At 64.1% G+C, this 24567-nt stretch carries 21 protein-coding genes; 7 read left to right on the plus strand and 14 right to left on the minus strand.

The features are described 5' to 3' along the window. Genes V5F23_RS09235 through V5F23_RS09280 form a run of 10 tightly spaced genes read right to left on the minus strand, consistent with a single transcriptional unit; the run spans nucleotide 1 to nucleotide 11025 of the window. Entirely contained in the window at nucleotides 1-1137 is a 1137-nt protein-coding gene (locus tag V5F23_RS09235; protein ID WP_047737311.1) for a glycosyltransferase family 2 protein, read from the minus strand. After that, a complete protein-coding gene (locus V5F23_RS09240) occupies nucleotides 1130-2089 on the minus strand; it encodes a glycosyltransferase (RefSeq protein ID WP_212803594.1) in 960 nt (319 codons plus the stop codon). The genes V5F23_RS09235 and V5F23_RS09240 overlap by 8 nt, the downstream gene beginning before the upstream one ends. Beyond that, on the minus strand, nucleotides 2086-3456 hold the full coding sequence (locus tag V5F23_RS09245) for an O-antigen ligase family protein (RefSeq protein ID WP_042732882.1): 1371 nt from the start codon (nucleotides 3454-3456) through the stop codon (nucleotides 2086-2088). Before V5F23_RS09245 ends, V5F23_RS09240 begins: the two co-directional genes overlap by 4 nt. Further along, nucleotides 3453-4556: a glycosyltransferase family 4 protein gene (locus V5F23_RS09250; RefSeq protein ID WP_338498124.1), complete on the minus strand. Its 1104-nt coding sequence runs from the start codon at nucleotides 4554-4556 to the stop codon at nucleotides 3453-3455. Before V5F23_RS09250 ends, V5F23_RS09245 begins: the two co-directional genes overlap by 4 nt. Next, complete coding sequence (locus V5F23_RS09255) at nucleotides 4553-6145, minus strand: Wzz/FepE/Etk N-terminal domain-containing protein (RefSeq protein WP_212803595.1); 1593 nt, start codon at nucleotides 6143-6145, stop codon at nucleotides 4553-4555. Before V5F23_RS09255 ends, V5F23_RS09250 begins: the two co-directional genes overlap by 4 nt. Before the next feature lie 14 nt (nucleotides 6146-6159). Then, nucleotides 6160-7185: a polysaccharide biosynthesis/export family protein gene (locus V5F23_RS09260; RefSeq protein ID WP_042729728.1), complete on the minus strand. Its 1026-nt coding sequence runs from the start codon at nucleotides 7183-7185 to the stop codon at nucleotides 6160-6162. A gap of 20 nt (nucleotides 7186-7205) precedes the next feature. After that, a complete protein-coding gene (locus V5F23_RS09265; protein ID WP_042729729.1) occupies nucleotides 7206-7850 on the minus strand; it encodes a CpsD/CapB family tyrosine-protein kinase in 645 nt (214 codons plus the stop codon). Continuing rightward, nucleotides 7851-8597 carry a sugar transferase gene (locus tag V5F23_RS09270; protein ID WP_042729730.1) on the minus strand — a complete coding sequence of 249 codons (747 nt, stop codon included), beginning with the start codon at nucleotides 8595-8597 and terminating at the stop codon, nucleotides 7851-7853. Continuing rightward, nucleotides 8594-9664: an NAD-dependent epimerase gene (locus V5F23_RS09275; RefSeq protein ID WP_338498128.1), complete on the minus strand. Its 1071-nt coding sequence runs from the start codon at nucleotides 9662-9664 to the stop codon at nucleotides 8594-8596. The genes V5F23_RS09270 and V5F23_RS09275 overlap by 4 nt, the downstream gene beginning before the upstream one ends. Continuing rightward, on the minus strand, nucleotides 9661-11025 hold the full coding sequence (locus V5F23_RS09280) for a UDP-glucose/GDP-mannose dehydrogenase family protein (protein WP_042729732.1): 1365 nt from the start codon (nucleotides 11023-11025) through the stop codon (nucleotides 9661-9663). The genes V5F23_RS09275 and V5F23_RS09280 overlap by 4 nt, the downstream gene beginning before the upstream one ends. A 429-nt stretch (nucleotides 11026-11454) precedes the next feature. Between V5F23_RS09280 and V5F23_RS09285 the strand changes: the two genes are divergently transcribed. The 6 genes from V5F23_RS09285 to V5F23_RS09310 all read left to right on the plus strand — a co-directional run bounded on the left by V5F23_RS09285 (nucleotide 11455) and on the right by V5F23_RS09310 (nucleotide 18067). Continuing rightward, a complete protein-coding gene (locus tag V5F23_RS09285; protein WP_338498132.1) occupies nucleotides 11455-13152 on the plus strand; it encodes a sulfatase-like hydrolase/transferase in 1698 nt (565 codons plus the stop codon). 190 nt (nucleotides 13153-13342) lie between these two features. Then, complete coding sequence (locus tag V5F23_RS09290) at nucleotides 13343-14011, plus strand: ABC transporter ATP-binding protein (RefSeq protein ID WP_047737297.1); 669 nt, start codon at nucleotides 13343-13345, stop codon at nucleotides 14009-14011. After that, complete coding sequence (locus tag V5F23_RS09295; protein WP_338498135.1) at nucleotides 14008-16482, plus strand: FtsX-like permease family protein; 2475 nt, start codon at nucleotides 14008-14010, stop codon at nucleotides 16480-16482. The genes V5F23_RS09290 and V5F23_RS09295 overlap by 4 nt, the downstream gene beginning before the upstream one ends. After that, nucleotides 16479-17552 carry a lipocalin-like domain-containing protein gene (locus V5F23_RS09300; RefSeq protein WP_338498138.1) on the plus strand — a complete coding sequence of 358 codons (1074 nt, stop codon included), beginning with the start codon at nucleotides 16479-16481 and terminating at the stop codon, nucleotides 17550-17552. Before V5F23_RS09295 ends, V5F23_RS09300 begins: the two co-directional genes overlap by 4 nt. 65 nt (nucleotides 17553-17617) lie before the next feature. Continuing rightward, the gene (locus tag V5F23_RS09305) at nucleotides 17618-17860 is read left to right on the plus strand and encodes a hypothetical protein (protein WP_042729737.1); all 243 of its coding nucleotides are present in this window, start codon (nucleotides 17618-17620) and stop codon (nucleotides 17858-17860) included. Nucleotides 17861-17893: 33 nt separating this feature from the next. Continuing rightward, nucleotides 17894-18067, plus strand: coding sequence for a hypothetical protein (locus V5F23_RS09310; protein WP_202595571.1), 174 nt, complete (start codon nucleotides 17894-17896; stop codon nucleotides 18065-18067). A 437-nt stretch (nucleotides 18068-18504) separates the two neighbouring features. Here V5F23_RS09310 and V5F23_RS09315 read toward each other — a convergent pair whose 3' ends face one another. The 4 genes from V5F23_RS09315 to V5F23_RS09330 all read right to left on the minus strand — a co-directional run bounded on the left by V5F23_RS09315 (nucleotide 18505) and on the right by V5F23_RS09330 (nucleotide 23138). Continuing rightward, nucleotides 18505-19023: an Hcp family type VI secretion system effector gene (locus V5F23_RS09315; RefSeq protein ID WP_042729738.1), complete on the minus strand. Its 519-nt coding sequence runs from the start codon at nucleotides 19021-19023 to the stop codon at nucleotides 18505-18507. Between the two features lie 209 nt (nucleotides 19024-19232). Next, nucleotides 19233-20609 carry a VOC family protein gene (locus V5F23_RS09320; protein ID WP_042729739.1) on the minus strand — a complete coding sequence of 459 codons (1377 nt, stop codon included), beginning with the start codon at nucleotides 20607-20609 and terminating at the stop codon, nucleotides 19233-19235. Nucleotides 20610-20739: 130 nt separating this feature from the next. Next, nucleotides 20740-21669, minus strand: coding sequence for an alpha/beta fold hydrolase (locus V5F23_RS09325; RefSeq protein WP_042729740.1), 930 nt, complete (start codon nucleotides 21667-21669; stop codon nucleotides 20740-20742). A gap of 17 nt (nucleotides 21670-21686) precedes the next feature. After that, nucleotides 21687-23138, minus strand: coding sequence for an NAD(P)/FAD-dependent oxidoreductase (locus tag V5F23_RS09330; protein WP_338498144.1), 1452 nt, complete (start codon nucleotides 23136-23138; stop codon nucleotides 21687-21689). Between the two features lie 184 nt (nucleotides 23139-23322). On the opposite strand from V5F23_RS09330, the gene V5F23_RS09335 reads away from it, so the two are divergent. Then, the gene (locus tag V5F23_RS09335; protein WP_212803600.1) at nucleotides 23323-24561 is read left to right on the plus strand and encodes a M20/M25/M40 family metallo-hydrolase; all 1239 of its coding nucleotides are present in this window, start codon (nucleotides 23323-23325) and stop codon (nucleotides 24559-24561) included. Nucleotides 24562-24567: the final 6 nt, after the last annotated feature.

Below are 24567 nucleotides of genomic sequence, written 5' to 3' on the forward strand. Positions count from 1 at the left end.
TCAGCGGTTCTGCTCGGGGTTCCATTGGCTGTAGCGCTGGCCCCGCAGAAACTGCCACAGCCCGATGCTCATGCCCGCCAGCGTCACCAGCACGAACGCGGCCAGGCGAAAGGGTTTGGGCAGGCGGTGTTGCGAGTCCATCAGCCCGAGCAGCGCCATGCTGTAGCCGATCAGTTGTGCCAGCAGGCTCAGGCGATAGAACGGATGCTCGTTCCACAGCCAGGCATTGCTCAGCAGCAACGGCAGCAACAGCACCGGCGCCAGGCGGCGGATCAACTTGTGGCTGATCAACCCGATGGCGTAGAGCCCATGACGCAGTGGGTTGAGCAGCGCGCGCCGCTGGGCCAGGCTTTGCAGGCCGCCGACGGTGACCCGCTGGCGGCGACGGAACTGCTTGTCGGCCTCGTCCACGCCCTGGTCGAGCACCCGAGCCCGTGGCGCATAGACGATGCTCTTGCCGGCGGCCGGCGCGCAGGTGCTGAGGAAGAAGTCATCGTTGACCTGCGCCGGTATGGGTTCGAACAGTTCGCGCCGCAGTGCCAACAGCGCACCGTCGGCCGACACCATGCAACCGGTGCGGCTTTCCACCCGGCGCAGCCAGCCTTCGTAGTGGCGATACAGGCTGTCGCCCAGGCTCAGGCCTTTGCCTGGCACGGGGATTTCCATGTGCCCGGCACACGCGCCCACTTCCGGGTCGCTCAGCGGCGCCAACAGGTGGCCGAGGGTGTCGGTGGCCCATTGGTTGTCGGCGTCGGTGAAAACCAGGATCGCGCCGCGGCTGTGGGCCACCCCGGTGTTGAGGGCGGCGGCCTTGCCTTGGCGGGGCAGGTCGAGCACGGTGATGCGCGGGTCCGCCACGTTGCGCGCGCAGGCCACCGTGTCGTCGCTGGAGCCGTCGCTGGCCAGGATGATCTGCAGCGAATGGGCCCGGTAATCCTGGGCCAGCAAGGTGCGCAGCTTCTGTTCGATGTGCCGCGCCTCATTGTGGGCGGCAATCACGATGCTGACGTCCATCGGCACCGCCTTGGCGTAGTAGCGCAGCGGAAACAAGGGGGCCAGCAGGCTCAGGATCACCGGGTAGCCGAGGTAGGCGTACACCGGCAGCAACAGGCACGACCAATAGATGAATTCAGCCACGGGCAGGTCTCCTGACGGTCCAATGACAAAGATTGAGCAATAGCGCGGCGCCGGTCAGGTGCAGGCGCACCCCATGCAAGGCCCACAGTTGCAGGGTCAGGCGCGGGTCACGCCGGCTCTGGCGCAGGCTGAGCAACAGCGGCGGGAGTGCGGTGATCAGCAGCAGCATCAGGGCTAGACGCGGCTGGCCCTGGAGCAAGGCGAGCAGGGCCAGGACGTCCAGCGCCCAGGCGCCCACGGACAGCGCCGGGAAGCGCAACAGCCGCAGGCTCGGGCCATGGCTGCGCAGCAGTTGCAGATGACTGCCCTGGCGCCACAACTCCTTGCTCATCCATTCGCGCCAGCTGCCTTCGTAACCCCAGTGCAGGGCCACGCTTTCGTTGACCAGCAGCAGCTGCGCGCCGGCCTGGCGCAGACGCAGGGAAAAATCCTTGTCCTCGCCGGTGCGCAGGGTTTCGTCGAAACCGCCGATCTGGGCGAACCAGGTGCGGCGCAGCAACAGGTTGGCGCTGGGCAGCCACTGCACCCGGTGCAGGCGATGGGCCCCCGGACGCTGGCTGCGACGTTGCCAGGCTTCGGCGAACCAGGGGGCTTGGCGCGGCGTGTCCAGGTCGAGGCCGAGCACATCGCCCTGCTGGCCTTCGAGTTCCAGCAGCAGCTTGAGCCAGTTGGCCGGCATTTCGATGTCGGCGTCGATGAACGCCAGCCAGTCGCCGTGAGCCACCGCCGCACCGCGGTTGCGCAGCGCGCCGATGTGCACGCCGGGCACGATCAGCACCCGTGCGCCCAGCTCGCTGGCGATGTGTGGGCCGCGGTCGTCGGAACCGTTGTCCACCACGATCAGCTCGCACTCCAGCTCGGCCTGACGCGCCGCTTCCCGGGCCGCCAGCAGTGTCCGGCCAATGTGTCGGGCCTCGTTGTACATCGGGATGACGATGCTGATCCGCTTCATGGCTGGGTCTCCCGTGGCGCGCCCTGTTCGGCTTCGTAGCGCAGCACGCTGGTGAGGGCGAGCATGATCCACAGCAACTTGTGGTTCGGCGCACTGAGGAACATCAGGAAAAGGGTCAGCGACAGGAAGCTCATGCCCAGGTGCGTCAGCAGGTCGGCTTGCGCCCAGTCCCGGCGTTGCAGCCAGAGCTGGCGGGCGTGCATCAGGTTGTACAGGCCCAGGCCGAGCATGCCGACGAACATCAAGCCGCCCGGTATGCCGATCTCACTGAAAATCTCCAGGTAAGTGTTGTGGGCCCGGCGATACAGGTCCCCCAGCTTGCGATTGGCCGAGAACGCCTTGGCGTAACCGGTGGGTGCGTAGTGCAGGGGGAAGGTCCCAGGGCCTGCGCCCAGCACCGGGTTCTCGCGGATCATCTGGCTGCCGACCACGATGTACGAGGCGCGCCGTCCGAGGGACTCGTCCTTGTGGGCATTGGCGCCGGCACTGAGGATGCTCAGCGACTGGATGCGTGCCACGTAGCCGGCCGGCAGCACCGCGACCGCCAGCGGAACCATCAGCGCCAGCCCGAGCATCGCGAACCCCAGGTGCCGCGGACGGATCCGTGGCAACTGCGCGCGGTAGTGGTACAGGCCGATGATCAGGCTGAGCAGCAGCACCACCAACCCCGAGCGCGATTCGGTCTTGGTCATCCCGCCCAGCAGCAGGACGAGGCAGCCACCCCAGAACAACCGGTACAGCAGGTACGGGCCCCGCACGATCAGCAGCAGGGCCAGTGGCACGGTGAAAGCGATTAGCAGGGCAAAGGCGTTCGGGTCTTCCAGCAGGCCGGACGCGCGGCCCTGGTCCTGGTACTTGGCCGAGAACATCGCGAGCACGCAGGTGGCGGTCACGCTCAACGTCACCAGGCGGCAAAACATGTCCAGGTTCAGTTCGCGGCCGATCAGCAACGTGATGCCGAACAGGATCAGGCCCACGCTCAGTTCGCGAAAATGGGTCATGGACAAGTCCATGTTTTCCGTCAGCAGCATGCTCAAGCCGTAGAGCAGCATGAAGCCGATCAACGGCCGCCAGATGTTGCTGCGCAGGCGCGTGGCGGGAATCTGGTGCACAGCCAATTGCAACATCAGGATCAGCGCCAGGGCCAGGCCGAAGAACTTGGTGCCGGAGAAAGCGTTGTCCTTGAACAGGCCTTCGAAGGGCACCAGGGCGGCGATGCCCAGCAGCCCCCAGCCGGGCTTGCGGTACAGCACGGCGACACCGACCAGGCCCAGCACCGCGCCTGGCGCCAGGAACGGATAAGGACTGGCCAGCAACGCCAGGCAAGCCAGGCCCAGCAGGCTGATGATCGAGAGCGGGACGATCATGGGTGAGCCTCCTGTGCCGTGCGGATGTAGAGCTGCGACCAGCGCTCGGCCAGCGTGCGCAGGTCGTAGCGATCCTGCTGGGTGCGACGGGCGTTGTCGGCGAGGATCCGCGCCAGGGGCGGTTCGCTGAACAGCGTCTCGATCTGTTGCGCCAGTGCGTGGCTGTCGGCCGGTGTCGCGAGCAGGCCGTTGTGCCGGTCCTGCAGGACATCGGGAATGCCGCCGACGCCGAACGCCACCACCGGCACACCGGCCTGCATGGCTTCGAGCAGGATCATCGGCGTGCCTTCGGTGCGCGAGCTGATCACCAGGGCATCGAGGCGACTCCACCAGGCGTTCATGTCGGTCTGGTAGCCCGGCAGCTCGATGCGCGTCGGCAGGCCGGCGTCGTTGATGCGCTTGAGCAGCGTCTGGCGTTCCGGACCGTCGCCGAGCATCACCGCATGCAGTGACGAATGCCGCTGGCACAGCGGGATCATGGCGTCGAGGAACAGGTCCGGGCCTTTCTCGCTGCTCAAGCGCCCGACGTAGCCGACCCGCCAGCGCTGTTCATCGGCGCGGTGGGCCGGCGGCGCGGTGACCGCCGGCAAGCCGTTGGGGATCACGTCGAGTTTCGACGCGCGCACGCTGGCCTTGCGGTGCAGGGCGGCAATGCTCTCGGCCACGCAGACCACTCGCTTGACCGAGCCGGTGCGGCACAGTTGCAGGCTCAGCCAGGTGTAGAAGCGCTGCTTGGGGCTGCGCGGGGTGAAGCCGTGCTGGGTGATCACCAGTGGCAGGCGCAGCAACGTGGCGGCGGACCAGCCGAACAACAGCCCCTTGAAGTTGTGGGTGTTGATCAGCGGCCGGTCCTCGCGGCGCTGGCGCAGGTGCTGCAACAGCTCGGCCCAATTGGCGCAATGGCGGCAGTCGACCCCGGCCTGGCGAAAGCGCGTGATCAAGGTCGGCGGCGCCGCCAGGAACAGCACCTGGTGCTGTCCGGGCGTGGCCAGGCAATGATCGAGCAGCATCCGCTCGGCCCCGTAGAAGCCGCCGCTGTCGAGCAGGTGAATGATCGACAGGGGGCTGCTGTGGCGGGTCGGGCCGAACGGCGCGTTCAATTGCGCACCCAATGGACAAGGCTGGGCAGGCTCCAGTTGCGGTGCGGGTTGACCTGGTCGGGGGACTGCTCGTTGATCACCAGCAGCACCGGTACATCCAGTTGTTGGCTGATCTGGGCCGGATGCTTGAAGCGATGGTCGAAGAACTCACGCACATAGACCAGGGCGATCGCCAGCAACAGGCCGCTGAACAGGCCGAACGCGATGATCAGCATCGGTTTGGGGAACGCCGGGGCGGTCGGTTCGAAGGGTGGGCTCAGGACCCGGGCGTTGGACAGGTCGCTGTCCAGCGAACGGGCGGTGCTGGCTTCGGCGAACCGTTGGGCGTAGGTGGAGAACGCCGCATGCAGGGCGTCGATCTCGGTGTCCATCTGCCGCAGCTTGCTCTGGGTTTCCTGCAACTGGTGGATGCGTTCCTTGAACTCGGCGATGCGCTCGACCTTCTGGTTGATCACCGAGCTGACCACGGCCAGGTCGGTGGTGCGTTCCTGGATCCGGTTGCTCACCACCTTCAGGAACTGCTGGCGGGTGCGCACGATCTGCTCCCGGGCCAGCAGCATCGGTTCGCTGCCGGGTTGGAAGATCGCCAGGTCATTCATGTAGCGGGCGACCTGGCCGGTCAGTTGCTCGCCCAACTGTTTGATTTCCCGGTCTTCGAAGGCGATGTTGTCCACGGTGGTGGTGAAGGTGAACGGGAAGGTGTAGTCGTTGAACCGCGAGCTGTTCGCCGACGCCAGGCTGGTCTTGAGGTAGTCGAGCCAGCGTTGGCTTTGCAGCAGGCGATCCTGGTACAGGTTCAGGGCCTGTTCTTCGGTGTTGATGGCGTTCAGGCGGAAGGTGATTTCCTCCTTCGGATCCGCCGAGCCGACGCCTTCGAGCAAGGTCAGGCGGGTGCTTTCCAGGCCGTCGAGGCGATGCTGGTACTGGCTTTTCTTCTGTTCGTAGAAGGTTTGCGGCAGCTCGATCGATTGCAGTTCCTGGCGGCTGGCGAGGTAGTTCTGCAGCAGTTGTGCGACGAACCGGGTGCCTTGGGCCGGGTCACCGAAGCTGTAGACGATGGAGATGACGTTGGAGCCGGGCAGGGTCTCGATCTTGAGGTTTTCGACGGCTTCGTCGGTCAGGGTATCGAGCACGGTGTCACGCACCGGATCCACCTCCAGCCCCAGCGCGTCGCGCAGCGGGTTGATGGCGTACTCGCGCAGTGGCGTGGTGATGTAGCGCTTGAACGGATCGCTCACCCACCTGTTGAAGATGCCGGGGCTGGGCGTGTACTCGCCCTGATCGCGCAGGGTGCTGATGGTCTGGCGGATCAGCGCGGGCGAACGGAGGATATTGCTCTCGGTTTCCATGTCCGCCAGGGACGGTGGAATGAACGTGGCGTTCTCCTGGTTGAGCGACGTGGTGGCGTCGCCCTGGGAGATTTTTTTCGACTGCACGATCACCTGGGCGGTGATATCGAAGCTCTGCTTGAGCATCAGCGGCAACACCAGGGCGATGACGGCGAAAATCAGGAAAACACGCTTCACCCACTGCTTGTTGGCGAAGAAGATCCTGAAGAACTCGTGCAGATAATTTTCCTTGGGATTCATGTCGATCACCTGGGTCAGTTGCTGTTGCTGCCTTTGTTATCGAGGCGGTAGCCGAAGCTGACCCCCACGCCCTGGAACAGCACCACGTCGGCCAGTTGCCTGGCGAGTTCGCCGGCGCTGGCGAGCTTGGTCTTGGGTACGAACAGCATGTCTTCGGGTTGCAGGTAGGCGATTTGCGACGCGTCGCCGCTCAGGGCTTTTTCCACGTCGTAATGCCGGGCTTCGACCTGGTTGCCGTTGCGGCGCATGATCACCACCGAATCGAGCCGGGCCTTGACGTTGGTGCCGCGGGCCAGGGTCAGCGCCTCAAGCACCGAGATCGGCCGGCGGATGGGGTAGGAGCCGGGTTGGGCGACTTCACCGAGCACGTAGATCTCGTTGCCGGCGGTGGACTTGAGCAGCACATCGACGGTCATGTGCCCGGGCAGTTGGGCGTAACGCTCATTGAGAAACGCCTCCAGCTGGGTGACGGTCATGCCTTGCAGCGGCACGGCCCCGATTTCCGGAAAGCTCGCATAGCCGTCCCGGCCCACGGTGATTTCCCGGCTCATGCCGGTGCCGGGGTGACTCAAGGTGCTGCGCAGGTTGTTCTCGCCGGCCAGCGGGCTGGTGACCAGCACCGTCAACTGGTTGCGGTTGGGTTGGAAGAGCATTTTCTGGTCGTAGGCCCGTTGCACCGCGAGGCGGGCTTCGTCGGTGGTCAAGCCGGCGACCTTGACCGCGGTGTTGGCGCCCGGCAGTTCAATGCTGCCATCGGGCATGACCTGTTGCGTGCCGTTGAGCTGGCTGGCGGCGGTGAAGTTCAGGGCCACCTGGTCACCCGGTTGTACGCGGTAGGCCTGTGGGCCGGTGGTGCTGATGTGAAAGATCACATCGAGCACATCCTGAGGCCGCAGGGTCTGCTCGACCTTGGGCATGTCGGTGGCCTGGGCGTTGGCCGGCGCGGCCGTGAGGATCTGCACCGGCATCGAACGGGTATCGGTGGTGCTGGAGCAACCGGCGAGCGGCAGCAACAGCAGGACAAGTATTCTGGCGTTCATCTCGTCATCCTTCTGCACGCTTACAGGTTGTTGTAGAGCCATTTGGGCATGTAGTACTTGCGGCGGTTGAACACGCTGCCCACCACCTTCGCGCCGGCCTGGGACAAGCGCTGGCGAGTGGCCTGGGCCACTTCCCAGCGGGTGTCTTCACCGCGCACCACCAGCACCACGCCGTCCACCTGGGTGCTGAGCACCAGCGTGTCGCAGGCCGAATACACCGCGTCGGCGTCGATCACCACGAAGCGGTACTGCGCCGCCAGTTGCCGGAACAGCGGGCGCAGTTGCTCGGGGCTCAGGCGTTCGGCATTGCGGCCCAGGCGTCCGAGCGGCAGGAAGTCGAAGGGCAGGCTGGAGATCTGCACCACGCAGTCCTGCAACAGGGGCGGGGCGAGGCTGTTGAACAGCAGGTCGCTGAAGCCGCGCTCCTTGTACAGCGACAGTTGCTGGCTGAGGTTGCGCGGCGAGTGGCTGGCATCTACCAGCAACACGCGCCCCGTGCTCATCTGCGCCAGTTGAGCGGCCAGCGCCATGGCGCTGGTGCTGGTGCCGGTGCCGGTGTTGGCGGCCGTCAGCAGCAGTATCCGCAAGGAAGGGTCGAGCACGGTCGAGGTCAGGTTGGTCTCGCTCGGGCTTGCTATGGTGAGAATATTCGTCGAACCGTCCATTTAACTCGCTCCGTGGCCGCTGAACACTTTGAAGGGGGTCATCATCAGGATCTTCAAATCCAGCATCAGGCTTTGCTCGGCGATGTAGCTGAGGTCCAATTCCACGCGCTGGTCGAAGTCGATATTGCTGCGCCCGGAGATCTGCCAAAGGCCGGTCATGCCGGGGTAGATACTCAGGCGCACAAGGTGGTTGTCCTTGTAGCGGTAGGCGTTGAACGAGGTCGGCCGCGGGCCCACCAGGCGCATGTCGCCGGTCACTACATTGATCAGGTTCGGCAGTTCGTCGAGGCTGCTGCGTCGCAGGAACCGGCCGATGGGCGTGATGCGCGGGTCGTTGTCGATCTTGAAGTCGATGGCATCGACGCCGTGTTTGTTGAGGTGGCGCAGCGACTCCTTGAGGGCTTCGGCGTCGGCGACCATGGTGCGAAACTTGTACATGCCAAAGACTCGGCCGCGGTAGCCGGTGCGCTTCTGCACGAACAGCACCGGCCCCGGGCTTGAGAACTTGACCAGCAGCGCCAGGCCCAGCAGCAATGGGCAGAGCATCAGCAGAATCGTCAGGGCACCGAGGCAGGCCATCACCCGATTGGTCCGTGAGACCGTCCAGGGCCGGCCGCCGTCGCGGCCGGTCAGCCAGCCCCGGCCTTGGCGGTGGATGGCCGCGTCGAGGCGCCTGCGGTGGTCGGGGTCGACACGTTTGTCGCGTCCGGGTGCGTTGATCGGTAGGTCATGCTCATGTCGGGTCATAGACTCCTCCGCTGAGGTTCGTGCGCAGGTTCAGCCGCGAGCGGCGGGTGGGCAGCAGGCCGCGCGTAGTACTCCAGAAACCAGGCGATGAAGCGGCCGAGGCCTTCGTCCAATTCGATGCGCGGCTGGAACCCGGTGGCCCGCGCCAGGCCACTGGCGTCGGCGCAGGTGTTGAGTACGTCCCCGGCTTGCAGGGGCAGCAGTTCGATGCGGGCGCTGCGGCCCAGGTGTTTTTCCAGCAGCGCCACATAGCTGCGCAGCGCCACCGGGTGCTGCCCGCCGATGTTGAAGATCCGCCAGGGCGCCCGGCTGGTGGCCGGGCCCGGTTGTTCGCAGGCGTCTTGGGGCGTGACATGGGGCGGGCGGTCGACCAGCCGGGCGATGCTCTCGATGATGTCGTCGACGTAGGTGAAATCCCGTTGGTGCTCGCCGTGGTTGTACAGCGACAGCACCCGACCTTCGGTGATGGCGCGGGCGAACTGGATCGGCGACATGTCCGGCCGGCCCCAAGGGCCGTATACGGTGAAGAAGCGCAGCCCCGTGCACGGGATGCCGAACAAGTGGCTGTAGCTGTGGGCCATCAGCTCATTGGCTTTTTTGCTGGCCGCGTACAGCGACAACGGATGGTCGACGTTGTCCTGCTCCGAGTACGGGGTGCGCGGGTTGGCGCCGTACACCGAGCTGGAAGAGGCGTAGATCAGGTGCCTGACCGGGTAGCGGCGGCAGCTTTCCAGGATGTTGAGGAAACCGCCGAGGTTGCTGTCGACATAGGCCCGCGGGTTCTCCAGGGAATAGCGCACGCCGGCCTGGGCGGCGAGGTGGATCACCACCTCCGGGCGGTGGTGCTGGAACAGTGCATCGATGGCCGGCGCGTCGCTCAAGTCGATCCGGGCCAGCGGGAACTCGCCGGCCTGCTCGTGCACCCAGGCCACGCGGTCGTGCTTGAGCTGCGGGTCGTAGTAGTCGTTGAAGTTGTCCAGCCCGCACACTCGATGGCCGTCGCGCAGCAGGCGCAGCACGCAATGTGCACCGATGAACCCGGCTGCGCCGGTCACCAGGACATTCACGCTTGCGGCCCTGGTGCAGCGGTGTCCGGCAGGGTGTGCCGCAGGCCGATGCCGCGATACAACAGCCCGGCGGCGGCCAGGTGCTCGGGGTTGTAGAGGTTGCGGCCATCGATGATCACGCGGGCGCGCAACTTGCTGGCCAGCAGGTCGAAGTCCACTACGCGGAAGTTTTTCCACTCGGTGCAGATCACCAGGGCGTCGGCGTCTTCCAGGGTGTCATCGCGGGTGGCGCACAGGTTCAGGTCCTTGCGGTAGCCGTAGAGACGGCGGCATTCGGACATGGCTTCCGGGTCATAGGCCTGGACCCGGGCGCCTTCGCGCCACAGCGCTTCCATCAGGTAGCGGCTGGGGGCTTCGCGCATGTCATCGGTGTTGGGCTTGAAGGCCAGGCCCCAGATGGCAATCGACTTGCCGGACAGGCCGTCGGGGAACTGCTTGGCGAGTTTTTCGAAGAGGATGTGCCGCTGGCTGTCGTTGACGTCGGTGACGCTGCGCAGCAGGCGCAGGGGCATGCCGCTCTGTTCGGCGGTGTGCAGCAGGGCTCGCAGGTCCTTGGGGAAGCACGAGCCACCGAAGCCGCAGCCGGGGTAGATGAAGTGATAGCCGATGCGCGGGTCTGAACCGATGCCTTTGCGCACCGCTTCGATGTCGGCCCCCAGGCGTTCTGTGAGGTTGGCCAGCTCGTTCATGAAGCTGATGCGTGTGGCGAGCATCGCGTTGGCGGCGTACTTGGTCAGTTCGGCGCTGCGGTTGTCCATGAACATCAGTTTTTCGTGGTTGCGGCAGAAGGGCGCGTACAGCTCGCTCATCTGGTCGCGGGCCAACTGATCGGCGGTGCCGACGATGATCCGGTCCGGGCGCATGCAATCGGCGAGGGCGCTGCCCTCCTTGAGGAATTCGGGGTTGGACACCACCCGCACATTCAGTTGCTTCAGGCCCCGGCGTGCCAGCGCCTGGCGGGCGCATTCGGCCACCTTGTCGGCCGTGCCCACCGGCACCGTGGACTTGATGATCAAGGTGCGGTCGCTGTCCATGAAGTCGGCGATCTGGCGGGTGACGCCCAGCACATGGCTCAGGTCGGCCGAGCCGTCCTCATCGGCGGGCGTGCCGACGGCGATGAAGATCAATTCGCCGTGATTGACCGCATCGCTGGCCTGGGAACTGAACGCCAGCCGCCCGGCCTTGATGTTCTCTTCGAGCAAACCGGACAGGCCCGGTTCGCTGATAGGCGGCACCGCTTGTTGCAGTTGCCGGATCTTGTTCGGGTCGATGTCGATGCACAGCACGCGATGCCCGACATCGGCCAGCGCGGCGGCCTGGATCAGCCCCACATACCCCGTTCCAAATACGCTCACGTCCATTCTTGGCGCGCCTCGCAAAAACCCGTTTATGTAACTCGGATGAAACTGTTATGAGGGGGTATAGCGCAGCCTCAGAAAAGCGTGTCAGCAAAATGACAGTTGTCAGTGTTGGCAAAACTCGAAAGAACAGGGCCTTTTGATATCAAGTTATTGACTGTCTTGGAAAAGTCTCGGTTTTAAAGGGTTTTAGAGGCGTTTAAGAAAGCGATGAACGGTCATAATCCATAGATTTTTCGATTTTAAGAGCCTTAATCGTGTCATTTTTGGGCTAACTTTTTTTTGACGCGTTCGTTGGTCAGGGCATTTCTTGCACTTTGGAAGGCCGCTGCTACTGTGCAGAAACGAAGCCTGTCCGGGCACCGCAAAAGCGCCGTTTTACTGGCGCCGGAACGCGCCTCTTTTCAACGTCGCGACCCCACCGAGAACGTCATGACCCGATACCTCAAGGAACTGTTGCTGGTGCTGTACCTGGTTCGGGGTCACGAGTACTACCTCGATCGTCTGGGCGCGCTGGGCGTGGGTGTTGCCACACTGCTGTTCGGCGCGATGTTCGTGGTGCTGGTGATTGCCTTATGGCTGGCCGCGCACATTCGCCTGGCGCTTGTGCGGCACCTGTTCGCCCTGGTGATGTTCGTCTCGGCGGTGTTCTTCGAGGTGTACACGCGGGTCACCGACAGCTACCTGACCTACAGTCAGTTCGTGTCGCTGGTGTATTCGGGCGGGTTCATCCAGGAGGCGGCCTACCAGTATCGCGAGGTGATCATCAGCGCCATGGCCGGTGGCCTGTTGCTGTTGCTGGGTGTCGGGCTCAAGCCGCGGCGGCGGCTGGCGATCCCCGGATACCTGCCCATCGCCGCACCGGTGCTGGGCGTGCTGTTACTCAGTGGGGTGCTGTTCGTACGGGCGGGGGAAGGTGCCCGCGGGTTACCGGTGATGTATACGCCGCTGGTCTACTTGAACCTGTTTCTCTACGAGGCCTGGCACAACACCGTCGGCCCTCGGGAACCGGTGGGTATTGCGCGGTCAACGGCGCCCATCGACCACGATATCGTATTGATCATCGACGAAAGCATTGCCGGCAACTACCTCGACATCAATACCCCTTCCGGCGTGCACAGTGGCCTGGAAACGGCGCCGGACGGCGTGGAGATTTTCAACTACGGGTATGCCGCCTCCATCGCCAATTGCAGCGCCGACACCAATGTCACCCTGCGTTATGGCGGCACACGCGCCGACTACATGCGCATCAACAGCACCCTTCCATCGATCTGGCAGTACGCCAGGAAAGCGGGCCTGCGCACGGTCTACATCGACGCCCAGCGCACCGGCGGCAACTTGCAGAACCTGATGACCGACCTGGAAAAACAGGACATCGACGCCTTCGTCCAGTTCGACCAGGTGCGCGTACGCGACCGCGACATGGCGGCCGCGGCGAAGCTGGTCGAACTGCTGGGTGACGGCCAGGCCGAGCTGGTGGTGATCAACAAGGTGGGCGCGCACTTTCCGGTCCACGACAAATACCCCGACGATTTCATGAGCTATCGACCGGCGCTGCCGCGCGGGCAGTACCAGGACGTGGCCGACACCGGCAAGCGCGACGGTTTCAACGGCCAGAACGACGATTGGGTGTTGTACCGCAATGCCTATCAGAACACGTTGCTGTGGAATGTCGGGGAGTTCTTCAGGCGCATTTTCCAGCAGGCCGACCTGAGCAATGCCGTGGTGATCTACACCTCCGATCATGGCCAGGACCTGCATGAGCGCGGCAACCCGGGCCTGAACACCCACTGCGGCGGCGACCCGGTGGCAGAGGAGGGGCTGGTGCCGTTGGTGGTCATCCAGGGCAAGGCCTTGCACACCCTCGACTGGCGTGATGCCCTGGCGCAGAACAAGGACCGTTCGAGTCACTACAACATCTTCCCGACCCTGTTGCAGTTGATGGGCTACGACACTGCTGGCGTCGAGTCGGTCTATGGCAGGTCGCTGGTCCAGCCTACCGATGACGATTTCACCTTCAACTACCGCTTCAACGCGCGCCTGGGGGCGAAACCGGCCTGGCGGCACATCGACCTGAGCCACATCGTCACCCCGAAACCGACCCAGGCAGAAATGGCCGTGGGGCATTGATCAGGTCGCCCACTGTTGGGCCTGTGGGATCGTGCCAGGTCGGGCCCTGACTGATCGCTGGAAATTAACGCTAAACGAACGTGCCTGCAGCCTCTGACAAGCGGGCGAGCGCAATAACAATGCACCAACGAAGGGGCTTGGCGCATAACTCCGCTATCCTGAGCCTCACGTTTCCCATCCGAGCCTGTCCATGCTGGAAGTCCGCGACGTTTTCAAAAGCTATCCTACGCCCCAGGGCCCGCTGCCGGTGTTGCAGGGCGTCGATTTGACGCTGGCGCCGGGCAGCAGCCTGGCGTTGATGGGGGAGTCCGGCAGCGGCAAGAGCACGTTGTTGCATCTGGTTGCCGGGCTGGACAAGGTCGATCGCGGCAGCATCCGCAGTGGCGAGTACCGGCTCGACGGCATGAGCGAAAGTCAGCTGGCCAACTGGCGGCGTACGGAAATCGGCCTGGTGTTCCAGCAGTTCAACCTCATCAGCAGCCTGTCGGTGGCGGACAACCTGGCGTTCCAGGCGCGGCTGTGTGGTCGGCACGACCCGGCCTGGCAGGCGCACCTGGTGCGGCGGCTTGGCCTCGCAGATCTGCTGCGGCGTTATCCCGAGCAGTTGTCCGGCGGCCAGCAGCAACGGGTGGCGCTGGGTCGGGCGCTGGCATCGCGCCCGCCACTGTTGTTGGCCGATGAACCTACCGGCAGTCTTGACGAGGCCACCAGTGACGAAGTGCTGCAATTGTTGTTGGAATTGCTGGCCGACAGTCCCACCAGCCTGCTGATGGTGACCCACAGCCCTCGGGTGGCCGCCCGCCTGGCGCAGCGTGTGGTGTTGCAGGGGGGGCGGCTCGCGCAGGTGGCCCAGGGGTGATGATTTTTCTTCAGACCCTCAAGGCGCTGCTCAGCCATTGGCGCCGGCATCCGGTGCAATTTTTCAGCGTGCTCACCGGGCTGTGGCTCGCCACCAGCCTGTTGACCGGCGTGCTGGCACTCAACAGTCAGGCCCGGGACAGTTACGCCCAGGCCAGCCAGCTCATCGGCGGCGAGCCGCAGGCCAGCCTCAGCGCTCCCGGCGGCGGGCCGTTTCCCCAGCAGTGGTTTGTCGATCTGCGCCGCCAGGGCTGGCCGGTGTCGCCGGTGGTGCAGGCCCGGGTGAACCTTGAAGGGCACGATGACCTGCGCCTGCAACTGATGGGCATCGACCCGGTGTCGCTGCCGCCCGGTGCGGCACTGGCAGGGCAGGCGCGGGACATGAGCGAGGTGGTGGCGTTTTTCAGCGATCCGGGGCGCACCTGGATCGCCCCGCAGACCCTGCAAGCGCTGGGGATGGGCGAGGGCGATCGGCCTCGGACCGTCGATGGACGATCCTTGCCACCCTTGCACGTCCAGCCGGACATGGCCCCAGGCATGCTGTTGATGGACATCGGCTTTGCCCAGCAAGCCCTCGGGCTGCCGGACCAGGTGTCGCGCTTGCTGCTGCCCGCCACCTTCAACGCAGCCTTGCCGGAGGCGTTCAATGGCCGGTTGCAGTTCAAGCGCGCCGATGAAGAAAACAACCTGTCGCGCCTGACCGAAAGCTTCCACCTGAACCTCGATGCCCTGGGGTTTCTGTCGTTCGTGGTGGGGCTGTTCATTGCTCACGCGGCGATCGGCCTGGCGCTGGAGCAACGCCGCAGCCTGCTGCGAACCTTGCGGGCCTGCGGGGTCAGTGCGCGGCGACTGGTCACCAGCCTGGCCCTTGAACTGGGAGTGCTGGCGTTGCTCGGCGGCGTGGCCGGGGTGCTCAGCGGGTACTGGCTGGCGAGCCTGTTATTGCCGGATGTCGCTGCGAGTTTGCGCGGGTTGTACGGCGCCGAAGTGGCCGGGCACTTGAACCTCAGCCCGTGGTGGTGGCTCAGCGGAATCGGCCTGAGCCTGCTGGGTGCGCTGCTGGCCGGGGCCGACAGCCTGCTGCGGGCGGCGCGCCTGCCCTTGCTGGCGTTGGCCAACCCCCAGGCCTGGCACCAGGCCCATGCACGCCGGTTGCGCCGCCAGGGTTGGATAGCGGCGTTGGCCGCATCGATCGGCGCGTCGGCGTTGATCTGGGGCGACAGTCTGGCCAGCGGTTTTGTCTTGATGACGGCGCTGTTGCTGGGCGCCGCCCTGGCCTTGCCCGTGCTGCTCAACGGCGTCTTGGATGGGTTGTTGCGTCGTAGCCGCTCGGTGCTGGGGCAGTGGTTTCTCGCCGATTGTCGCCAGCAACTGCCGACGCTGAGCCTGGCGCTGATGGCCTTGTTGCTGGCGTTGGCGGCGAACATTGGCGCCGGCAGCATGACCTCGGGTTTCCGCCAGACCTTCAACCATTGGCTTGAACAACGGCTGACCTCGGAGTTGTATGTCAGCCCGCAAACCCCGCTCCAGGCCGCAGCGCTGCACGCCTGGCTCAAGCAGCAACCGGCCGTCACCGCGGTGCTGCCCAACTGGCAAGTCTCGGTGCCCCTGCGCGGGTGGCCGACAGACCTCTTCGGCATCATCGATCACCCTGCGTATCGCCAGCACTGGCCACTGCTGGAGGCGTCCGACGGCGACCCGTGGGCGCAACTGGCCGATGCCGACACGCTGATGCTCAGTGAGCAACTGGCGCGGCGTCTCAAGGTGACGATCGGTGAGCGCTTGACCCTGCCGACCCCGCAGGGGCCATGGACGCCACGGATCGTCGGGATCTACGCCGACTACGGCAACCCCAAGGGCCACGTGCTGATCAACGCCGACCACCTGCTGGCGCACTGGCCGCACTTGACGCCGTATCGCTTCAATCTGCGGATCGAGCCGTCCGCGATCCCGGCGTTGGTGAACGCGTTGCAAAGTCGCTTCCACCTGGATGACAGCCGTATCGTCGATCAGGCCCGGCTCAAAGGCTGGTCGACCCAGGTGTTCGAGCGCACCTTTGCCGCCACCGCCGCCCTCAACAGCCTGACCCTGGCGGTCGCCGGCGTCGCGTTGTTCATCAGCCTGCTGACCCAGAGCCAGAGTCGTCTCGGCCAGTTGGCTCCGTTGTGGGCATTGGGGGTGACCCGCCGCCAGTTGATGCTGCTCAACCTCGGCCAGACCTGGCTGCTGGCGTTGCTGACCCTGGTGCTCGCTTTGCCGCTGGGCATCGCCCTGGCCTGGTGCCTGGACACGGTGATCAACGTGCAAGCCTTTGGTTGGAGGCTGCCGTTGCAGGTCTTCCCATTGCAACTGGCCCATTTGCTGGCCCTGGCGATGTTCGCCACGCTGCTGGCATCGGCCTGGCCGCTGTACGCGTTGTACCGTACGCAACCTGCGGATTTGCTCAGGCATTCTTCCGAGGAGGGCCCATGAAGCTCAGCGTTGGCCTGATGCTGCTGGCGTCGTTGCTCGGCGGCTGCGACAACCCGCCGGCGCCGGAGAAGGGCTTTGCCGGCCTCGGCGACCAGGCCGTCGCCTTCACCCCGGTGGTGTCGGGGCGCACGTTCAGTTTCCCGGCCGATCATGGCGCCCACGAAGGCTTTCGTATCGAGTGGTGGTACGTCACCGCCAATCTCAAGGACGCTCAGGGCCGTGACTTCGGCGTGCAGTGGACCCTGTTTCGCAGCGCCTTGGACGCCGCGCCCCAGGCCGACGGCTGGCGCAACCAGACGATCTGGCTCGGTCACGCGGCGGTCACGTCCGCCACCGTGCACCATGCCGCCGAGCGTTATGCCCGTGGTGGCGTAGGGCAGGCCGGGGTGCAGGCGGTGCCTTTCAATGCCTGGATCGATGACTGGCAGTTCGGCACCCAGGCGTCGAGTGCCGATCCGTTGGCGGATATGCAGTTGAAGGCCCACGACTCGCGGTTCAGCTACGCACTGCGGCTTACTTCGACCCGACCGTTGGTGCTGCAAGGGGACAACGGTTTCAGCCAGAAGTCCGAGCAGGGCCAGGCTTCGTATTACTACAGCCAGCCTTTTTTCCAGGCCAGCGGCCAGTTGGAAATCGACGGCCAGCGCTACACGGTCAGTGGCCCGGCCTGGCTGGATCGGGAGTGGAGCAGCCAACCGCTGACGGCCAACCAGACTGGCTGGGACTGGTTCTCCTTGCACCTGGACAGCGGCGAACACCTGATGCTCTACCGCATGCGCCACAAGGACGGCGCGCCCTACCTCACCGGCACCTGGATCGATGCCCAGGGCCATTCGCAAGCGTTGCAGGCCGGTGACATCGAGCTGGCGCCGCTGGGCACGGCCAAGGTCGCCGGCCGTGCAATGCCGGTGCGCTGGTCGATCAAGGTGCCCGGCAAGCATCTGGACGTGACCACCGAAGCCTTGAACCCTGCCGCCTGGATGGACCTGCGCATTCCCTATTGGGAAGGGCCGGTGCGGCTGGAGGGCAGCCACGGCGGCAACGGCTATCTGGAAATGACCGGCTATTGATAATCGCCGGAACTCCCCGCGAACCTCGGCCCTCATAGCTTATGAACGTCTCGCAGGAGCCCGCTATGAGCGATGACCTCACACCTGGGTCGCTGGCCGATTGGCAGCGGCTGTTCGATGACCAGACCTATTGGCAGCAATCGCCCGATGCTCATTTCACCGCGCTGATGCAGGTGGCCAACGACCTGTTCGGCCAGGGTGCCATCGATCTGGAGCAGTGGCAGGCGTTGAAGGCCAAGGCCGAGCAACTGCACCAACGCTCCCCGCAGGCCAACGTCGCGCAAGAAGTCGACGACCCCGATGCCTGATTGCACGCTTGAAAAAGACTCAAGGAGTCCGCCATGAAACACCGCACCGAATCCACCCAGCGCAACCCTGACGAACCGGCGATGCCCGGTGAGGTGGAGCGCGACAACGACGCGCTGCGCCCTAATGATCCTGCCAAGCGCAAGCATGAGGGCGGCGATGAACAGGCGGGGGATACCGACGCGCAGAAAACTGCACGGCGTGGTTGATGCGTTGTATGCCCGTTCACTCGGTTGCGGGGCGCTTAAGTGCTCGGCGTTGCCGATTTTAGAAGAGACGGGTCAATGGCTGTTTAACTTACCGAGTCCCGTTGCAGGACTCGGCATGAAGTTTTTTTGTACTGCTTGATTGTTTTTGTAGACGTGTCTGTATAAGTGTTACCGACACGGTGGTTGCACTCGGCACTGTAATAAAACCCTGAGTTTTAAACAGTGCGCCATACATAAACAATTATTTAAACGTGGTCGGCGGACATACTCTGCAGCTTCCACTATGATTGTGTCCGTTCGCCCAGTGTCAGGCTCTTTACCAGTGCATGGAATGCCGAGGCCATTGCACTGGGCGAACACCCTTGGCGTTAATGTTCTCCTCTTCCCGTGCACACCGCCAAACCAGCCCGGCGGGTGCATCGAGCATCTGGCTGGACCTAGCCTGCGGCAGGTGCGCGCCAGTCATCGCTGCCCATCGTGCCGCATACCTCGTGGTTCCAGGTGATCTTGCGATACGAGAAATGCACGTCTTCCAGATGGGTGAAGTGCGCGTTCGCCGGATCCTGGCAGTTGAACATGTAGTCTTTGATCTCGACGATGACCGCGTCAAGCATCGTGGTGGTGAAGTAGTGTTCCTGGGTGCCCTCAGCCGAAGTCCGCATCCACTGGATCTCGACTTTTTCCAAGGTTTCACCACTTGTGAGCGCTTGCTGTAGCAGAGGCGTGGCCTTGTCGAACACTTTTGTGATGATCAGAGGATGATGCACGCGCTGGCTGGTCGTTTGACCGGATTGGGAGTCTCGCGGGCGGGTAATGTGGTGTTGGAAACCTTGCACCATGATCTGGTCTTCACGACCCTCCTGGTAGATGTTGCCAACCGATTCGGCCGAAAAGGCACCGGCTGTGATCAGGCCTTGCTTACGACCTTTGATAACCATGTACGCGGGGGTAGCCAATGGATGCTCTCCTTCCTGGATAGCCTGGGACGGAAGTCGTGCCAGGGGACCCGACGGTTATCAAGAGCTATGCCATTTCTTAAAAGATCATATAAATCAATCTATTGAGTGAGTTGTCTGCCTATGGCTATCGCATCTGGGCAGGAAAAGCGCCTCAAGGCTTGCGCGGATCAACGCAGTTTCCTGCCGACGTACCCTACAGTCCGTTCCTACACGCCCAGCGCGGCCATGCATTCATCGATCGAGCGCTGCTGCGTCTGCGCATACAGCCCCAGTTCATCAATGGTCGAGCGTCCCAGGGCTTCTTCAAAGGCCTGGCGGTTGGATTGCCCGGCGTAGTGGCTCTGGGCGGCGTCGCCAAGGTTCGACTGGAAGATGCCAGCGGCACTGACGGGCAGGAAGTCTTCGTACACGAGGGGTTCGGCGCGCAGGTAGCGCAGTTCCAACAAGCGTTCCAGAGGGGCCTGCGGTTCGAGGGTGCCCTTGGCGGCGAGGCCTTCTGGCGTCACGAAATAGCGGAAGTAGGCCAGTGCCTGGTGACGCAGCGCTTCGTGGTCGTCCGGGAAGGCCGCGAAGTGCTCGCTCATCAATGCGTCGTAGCGTAGAGCATTGGCCTCGTTGGGGAACTCGCCCAGCGCATCGCGGGCCGCGTTCAGCAGTTGGTCGTAGAGTGCTCGGCCCTTGGGCGTGAGGGCGGCGCCGCGTTGTTCGATTTCGCCGAAACGGGCGCTGTGACTGCCCTGGCCGTCGGGCTGATCGGTGAAAGCGACGGGTTCATCGAGGGCCTTGAAGCTGGTCTGGCGCAGCAGGATAGGGCATTGGCGACGGGGCGGGCCTTCGATCACCGCCTTGGGCGTGATGCCCTGCACGGGCATCTGGGCCTGGACGATGTCGATGTCCAGGGTCCGCGGCGTCAGGTGGTTGATGTGCGGGCCCTTGAAGGCCACCACGTCGGCGATCAGCCGATGTTGCGCGCTCAGTTGTCGGTATTGGTCCGCCGTGACAGTGGCGCTGTGGTGCCAACGGAAGGTTTCCAGGGCCTGGCGGACAAAGTCGTCCGCCTGGGGCTCGGTCAGGCCTCCCTCACGTTCGGCGAGGGCAATGAGTTCCAGCGCGCCAGGGGTGAAGATCTGCCGCCTGGCCAGCACGGATTCGGCAAACGCTCGCAGTTCGGTGTTCTCGATCAACTCCAGGCGCAGCAGGGAGGTAAACACCCGGAACGGGCTGACTTGCAACGCGCTTTCATGCACGGCGCGGAACGCGGTGGAATGCACCGGCACCCCGGCCGGCGTGAGGTCGTAGTAGCCCACCGGCTGCATGCCCATGACCGCGAACAGTCGCCCCAGGGTGTTGAGCTCTGCCGCGGTGCCGACGCGTATCGCACCGTGGCGTTCCAGGTCCAGGCGTTGCAGTTCGCCGGTGCTGCGCAGGTGCGCGGCCAGCGACGGGTCTTCGGCCAGCACCTGGGCGTTGGTGTGCTCCACCAGCTTCATCAACGCGCCATACAACGGCACCTCGTCGCGGTACATGTCGGACATCGCTCGGGAGAAGCGTTGACGGATCAGGTCGGGGCTGACGAAGCTCATGGTGGGCGTTCCTGGCTATGGCTATCGGGAGGAAGAAGTTGCACGAAAGATCGCAGCCTTCGCCGGTGCCGACAAACGAAGAATCTTCAGGACTTCATTCTGCCAGGGACTGACCCGTGCCAGGGGGCGGCTACTGCCCCAGACCCTTGAGAAACTCCCGGTACAACGCCGCGGTTTTCCTTGGTTTCTCGACCATGGGCATGTGGCCGACCCCGTCCCAGATTTCCACCCGCAGGTCCGCGATACCCTTGCTCCACACCGGCACGCTGCTGACGTCGATCAGCCGGTCCTTGCGGCCCCAGAGCAACAGCGACGGCGCGCGGATCTGGGACAGGCGCGGTTCCATCGGCGGGCTGGCGCGAAAGTCGACGAAGATCTCCGCCAGTTCATCCCGGCGCTGCTCGTAGCGTTGCGCCAATGCCGCCAGCACCACGCTCGGCACCCAGGGCGGAGAGGCCATGGTCATGGCGTAGAACGGCGCGAACTCATCCCGCGAGTGCACAAGGAACGGGTTATGCCCGGCGGCCAGGTGACGCTCCATGTCGCTCGGCTCGGGCGCGGTGACGCCGGCGGGGTCGATCAGCGCCAGGGTCGATACGCGCTCTGGATAGGTGGCCGCCAGCCATGCCGCGAGGTAGCCGCCCATGGAGTTGCCGATCACATGGACCTTGTCCAGCCCGCAGGCGTCGAGCAACTCGATGGCGCGCCGGGCCTGGGTCGGGATGTCGTAACCGCCGCCGGCCTTGAAGCCGGTTTCGCCATGGCCGGCCAGGTCGGGAACCACCACCCGGTAGTCACCGACAAAGTGCCGTGCAAAGCGTAGCCAGAGGTTTTTGTCGGCGCTGTAGCCGTGCAGCATCAGGATGCTGCCGGACGCTTCATAGGGTCCGCCCTGCCAGGTCGATACGGTCATCTCGCTGATCGGCACGGTGATCTTGTGCAACCGGTAAAGTCGCGCCTCCAGGGCCATGCTCAGGTCATACAACACATGGCCGATGCCCGGATACGTCAACCAGCTCCAGGCGATAAACACGGCAAGAACTGCGCACAACACCAGCATGTCACGCCCTCCATGGGTTACGACAGGATGTGATCCGCCGGCTTCAGCCGGCGGGTCAGCCAGTAATAAGTGAAGCTGAAACCTGGGAACATCGCGATCACATGGCCGCTTTTGCTTTGATACCAGCTGTGACAGCCGCCGGATTTCCAGACGGTGCGCTGCATTTCCCGGTGGATCATGTCCGTGTAGCGTCGTTCCGCCGCCGGCTGCACTTCGATGCAGCGCAGGTTTTGCCGCTTCACCGTGCGGATGCAGTCGAGGATGTAGTTCATCTGCGCTTCGATGATGAACAGCGCCGAGGTGTGCCCAATGCCGGTGTTGGGCCCGGTAACGATGAACAGGTTGGGAAAGCCCGGCAGGCTGGTGCCCAGGTACGCTCGTGGATATGGGTCCCAGACTGCGCGCAGCTCGGTGGCGTGCTTGCCGGTCACCGGGTAGGAAATCACCCCGTCGGTGGCGTCATAGCCGGTGGACCAGACGATCAGGTCCAAGGCGATGTGCCGGCCGTCGCGGGTGATGATGCCGGTTTCGTCGAGGGCGGCGATGCCTTGTTCCTGCCCGTGCACGCTGACGTTGGGCCGGCACAGCGCCGGGTACAGCGTGCTGGAGAGGATGACGCGCTTGCAGCCGATCAGGTAGTCCGGGGTCAAGCGCTTGCGCAACTGCGGGTCGGGCACTTGGCGTTTCAGCAGTTTCAATGCCTTGCGCTGGACCATGCGCACCGCCGGCCGCGAATACTTGAAGGCAATCACGCGGGTCTCGAATTGCCAGTAGATCGACCAGCGCAACAGCGTGCGCACCGGGGCCAGGCCCAGCAGCCAGCGCTCCAGGCGGTTGAACGTGTGATCGGGACGTGGCAGCACCCAGTGCGGCGTGCGCTGGAACACGTGCAGGTGCTCGACCTGGGGGGCGATGGCCGGAATCACCTGGGCGGCGCTGGCACCGCTGCCGACAATGGCCACGCGTTTGTGGCGATAGTCGTAGGCAGGGTCCCACTGGTTGGTATGAAAGGCCTGGCCCTTGAAGCGCTCCCGACCGTCGAACGCCGGGATCACCGGCTGGCTGAGGGGCCCGGTGGCATTGATCAGGAACTGTGCGCGATAGACCTGGTGGTTGGTCTGGACCACCCACTGCCGGGCACTGTCGTCCCATTCCACACGCTCTACGTTCGTCCCCAGCCGCACTTTGTCCCGCAGCTTGAAACGCGCGATCACGGTTTGGGTGTAGTGGTGCAATTCATCCTGCCCGGCGAACATCTGGCGCCAGTCGTAGGCGGCGAACGACAGGGAATACAGGGGAGAGGGAACGTCCACCGCCGCGCCAGGGTAAGTGTTCTGGCACCAGGTGCCGCCGAAAAAGTCCCGACGCTCGAGCATCAGGAAATCCTCGAACCCTGCTTTGAGCAGATTGACCGCCGCACACTGGCCTCCAAACCCGCTGCCGATGATCAACACCTGGTAACTGCCCATGGGCCTCCTTCCTCGGGATGTGCCGGACCCCCTTGTCATGTATAGCCAAAATTCACGGCGAGCCAAGCCTTTTGATGAGGCAAGCCTCGGCAAATGTCCCAATCAGCCCTCTGCGGTCTAGAGCCCTGGTCCAGAGTCGGGTAGGGTGCCTGTGCACTCTTTCGCAACGAACAAGGATGAAATCATGACGATGACCGCTCTTCGCACCCGCCTGGCCGTCAGCCTCGGTCTGAGCCTGGCCCTCGGCGCGCTCTCGCCCGTTGCCTTCGCGCAGCCCCAGCAGCAGGTCCTGGCCCACGCCGAACAGTACAAGGGCGAGGCCCTGAAACTGCTGGAACGACTGGTCAACATCGACTCCGGTTCCGGGTATGTGCCGGGCCTGACCCAGGTTGGCGACATCACCATCGAAGAATTGAAAAAGTTGGGCGCCACCATCGAGAAAGTGCCGAACTCGGACGGCACCCAGCACATCCTTGCGACCCTCAAGGGCAGCGGCAAGGCGAAGATTCTGCTGATGGCCCACATGGACACCGTGTTCAAGGAGGGCTCTGCCGCCGAGCGTCCGTTCCATATCAAGGATGGGCGGGCCTACGGGCCGGGGGTGATGGATGACAAGGGCGGCATCGTCGCTGGGGTCTACGCCTTGAAGATCCTCAAGGATCTGGATTTCAAGGACTACGCACAGATCACCTTCCTGCTCGATGCCAGCGAAGAAACCGGCTCGGACGCCGCCACCGACCTGATCAAAAGAACCGCCAAGGCCCATGACGTGACCCTCAACCTCGAGCCGGGCCGCCCGGCGGATGGCCTGGTGGTGTGGCGCAAGGGCAGTGCCACGGCGTTGCTGGAGGTCAAGGGCAAGGCGTCCCACGCCGGTGTTGCGCCGGAGCTGGGGCGCAATGCGGCGATGGAAGCGGCGCACCAGATCCTGCAACTGGGCAAGCTGGGCGATGCCGAAAAGAAAACCACCATCAACTTCACGGTGATCCAGGCCGGTGACCGCACCAATGTGATTCCCGACAAGGCCAGCGCCAAGGCCGACGTGCGCGCGGCGGTGCCGGAAGAGTTCGACCGCCTCGAAAAAGACCTGGCCCGGGTGTCACAAGACAAGTTGATCGCCGACACCGAGGTCACCACCAGCCTCAAGCGCGGCCTGCCACCGATGCCACAGACGGCGGAATCGGATCGCCTGATGGCGATGGCCCAAGGCATCTATGGCGAACTGGGCCGCAAACTCACCGAAGAAGGCAGCGGCGGCGCGGCGGATGCCAGCCTCTCCGCCGGCGTCGGCACGCCGACGCTGGACGGCTTTGGCATCGTCGGCGGCAACATCCATACCCCCGAGGAATACGCCGAGGTGGAGAGCGTGGTGCCGCGGGTTTACCTGTTGTCGCGGATGATCATGGAGTTGGCGAAGCGATAGTTACTC

The sequence above is a fragment of the Pseudomonas sp. WP18 genome (assembly GCF_036689585.1).
GTDB lineage: Bacteria > Pseudomonadota > Gammaproteobacteria > Pseudomonadales > Pseudomonadaceae > Aquipseudomonas > Aquipseudomonas chlororaphis_E.

What these genes read in the sequence shown, in the direction of transcription:
- V5F23_RS09325 (WP_042729740.1), bottom strand. Translation starts at nt 21,669, where the DNA reads ATGCTGGTGTTGTGCGCAGTTCTTGCCGTGTTTATCGCCTGGAGCTGG.
- V5F23_RS09260 (WP_042729728.1), bottom strand. Translation starts at nt 7,185, where the DNA reads ATGAACGCCAGAATACTTGTCCTGCTGTTGCTGCCGCTCGCCGGTTGC.
- V5F23_RS09270 (WP_042729730.1), bottom strand. Translation starts at nt 8,597, where the DNA reads ATGACCCGACATGAGCATGACCTACCGATCAACGCACCCGGACGCGAC.
- V5F23_RS09320 (WP_042729739.1), bottom strand. Translation starts at nt 20,609, where the DNA reads ATGAGCTTCGTCAGCCCCGACCTGATCCGTCAACGCTTCTCCCGAGCG.
- V5F23_RS09300 (WP_338498138.1), top strand. Translation starts at nt 16,479, where the DNA reads ATGAAGCTCAGCGTTGGCCTGATGCTGCTGGCGTCGTTGCTCGGCGGC.
- V5F23_RS09335 (WP_212803600.1), top strand. Translation starts at nt 23,323, where the DNA reads ATGACGATGACCGCTCTTCGCACCCGCCTGGCCGTCAGCCTCGGTCTG.
- V5F23_RS09280 (WP_042729732.1), bottom strand. Translation starts at nt 11,025, where the DNA reads ATGGACGTGAGCGTATTTGGAACGGGGTATGTGGGGCTGATCCAGGCC.
- V5F23_RS09265 (WP_042729729.1), bottom strand. Translation starts at nt 7,850, where the DNA reads ATGGACGGTTCGACGAATATTCTCACCATAGCAAGCCCGAGCGAGACC.
- V5F23_RS09285 (WP_338498132.1), top strand. Translation starts at nt 11,455, where the DNA reads ATGACCCGATACCTCAAGGAACTGTTGCTGGTGCTGTACCTGGTTCGG.
- V5F23_RS09310 (WP_202595571.1), top strand. Translation starts at nt 17,894, where the DNA reads ATGAAACACCGCACCGAATCCACCCAGCGCAACCCTGACGAACCGGCG.
- V5F23_RS09240 (WP_212803594.1), bottom strand. Translation starts at nt 2,089, where the DNA reads ATGAAGCGGATCAGCATCGTCATCCCGATGTACAACGAGGCCCGACAC.
- V5F23_RS09330 (WP_338498144.1), bottom strand. Translation starts at nt 23,138, where the DNA reads ATGGGCAGTTACCAGGTGTTGATCATCGGCAGCGGGTTTGGAGGCCAG.
- V5F23_RS09255 (WP_212803595.1), bottom strand. Translation starts at nt 6,145, where the DNA reads ATGAATCCCAAGGAAAATTATCTGCACGAGTTCTTCAGGATCTTCTTC.
- V5F23_RS09290 (WP_047737297.1), top strand. Translation starts at nt 13,343, where the DNA reads ATGCTGGAAGTCCGCGACGTTTTCAAAAGCTATCCTACGCCCCAGGGC.
- V5F23_RS09245 (WP_042732882.1), bottom strand. Translation starts at nt 3,456, where the DNA reads ATGATCGTCCCGCTCTCGATCATCAGCCTGCTGGGCCTGGCTTGCCTG.
- V5F23_RS09305 (WP_042729737.1), top strand. Translation starts at nt 17,618, where the DNA reads ATGAGCGATGACCTCACACCTGGGTCGCTGGCCGATTGGCAGCGGCTG.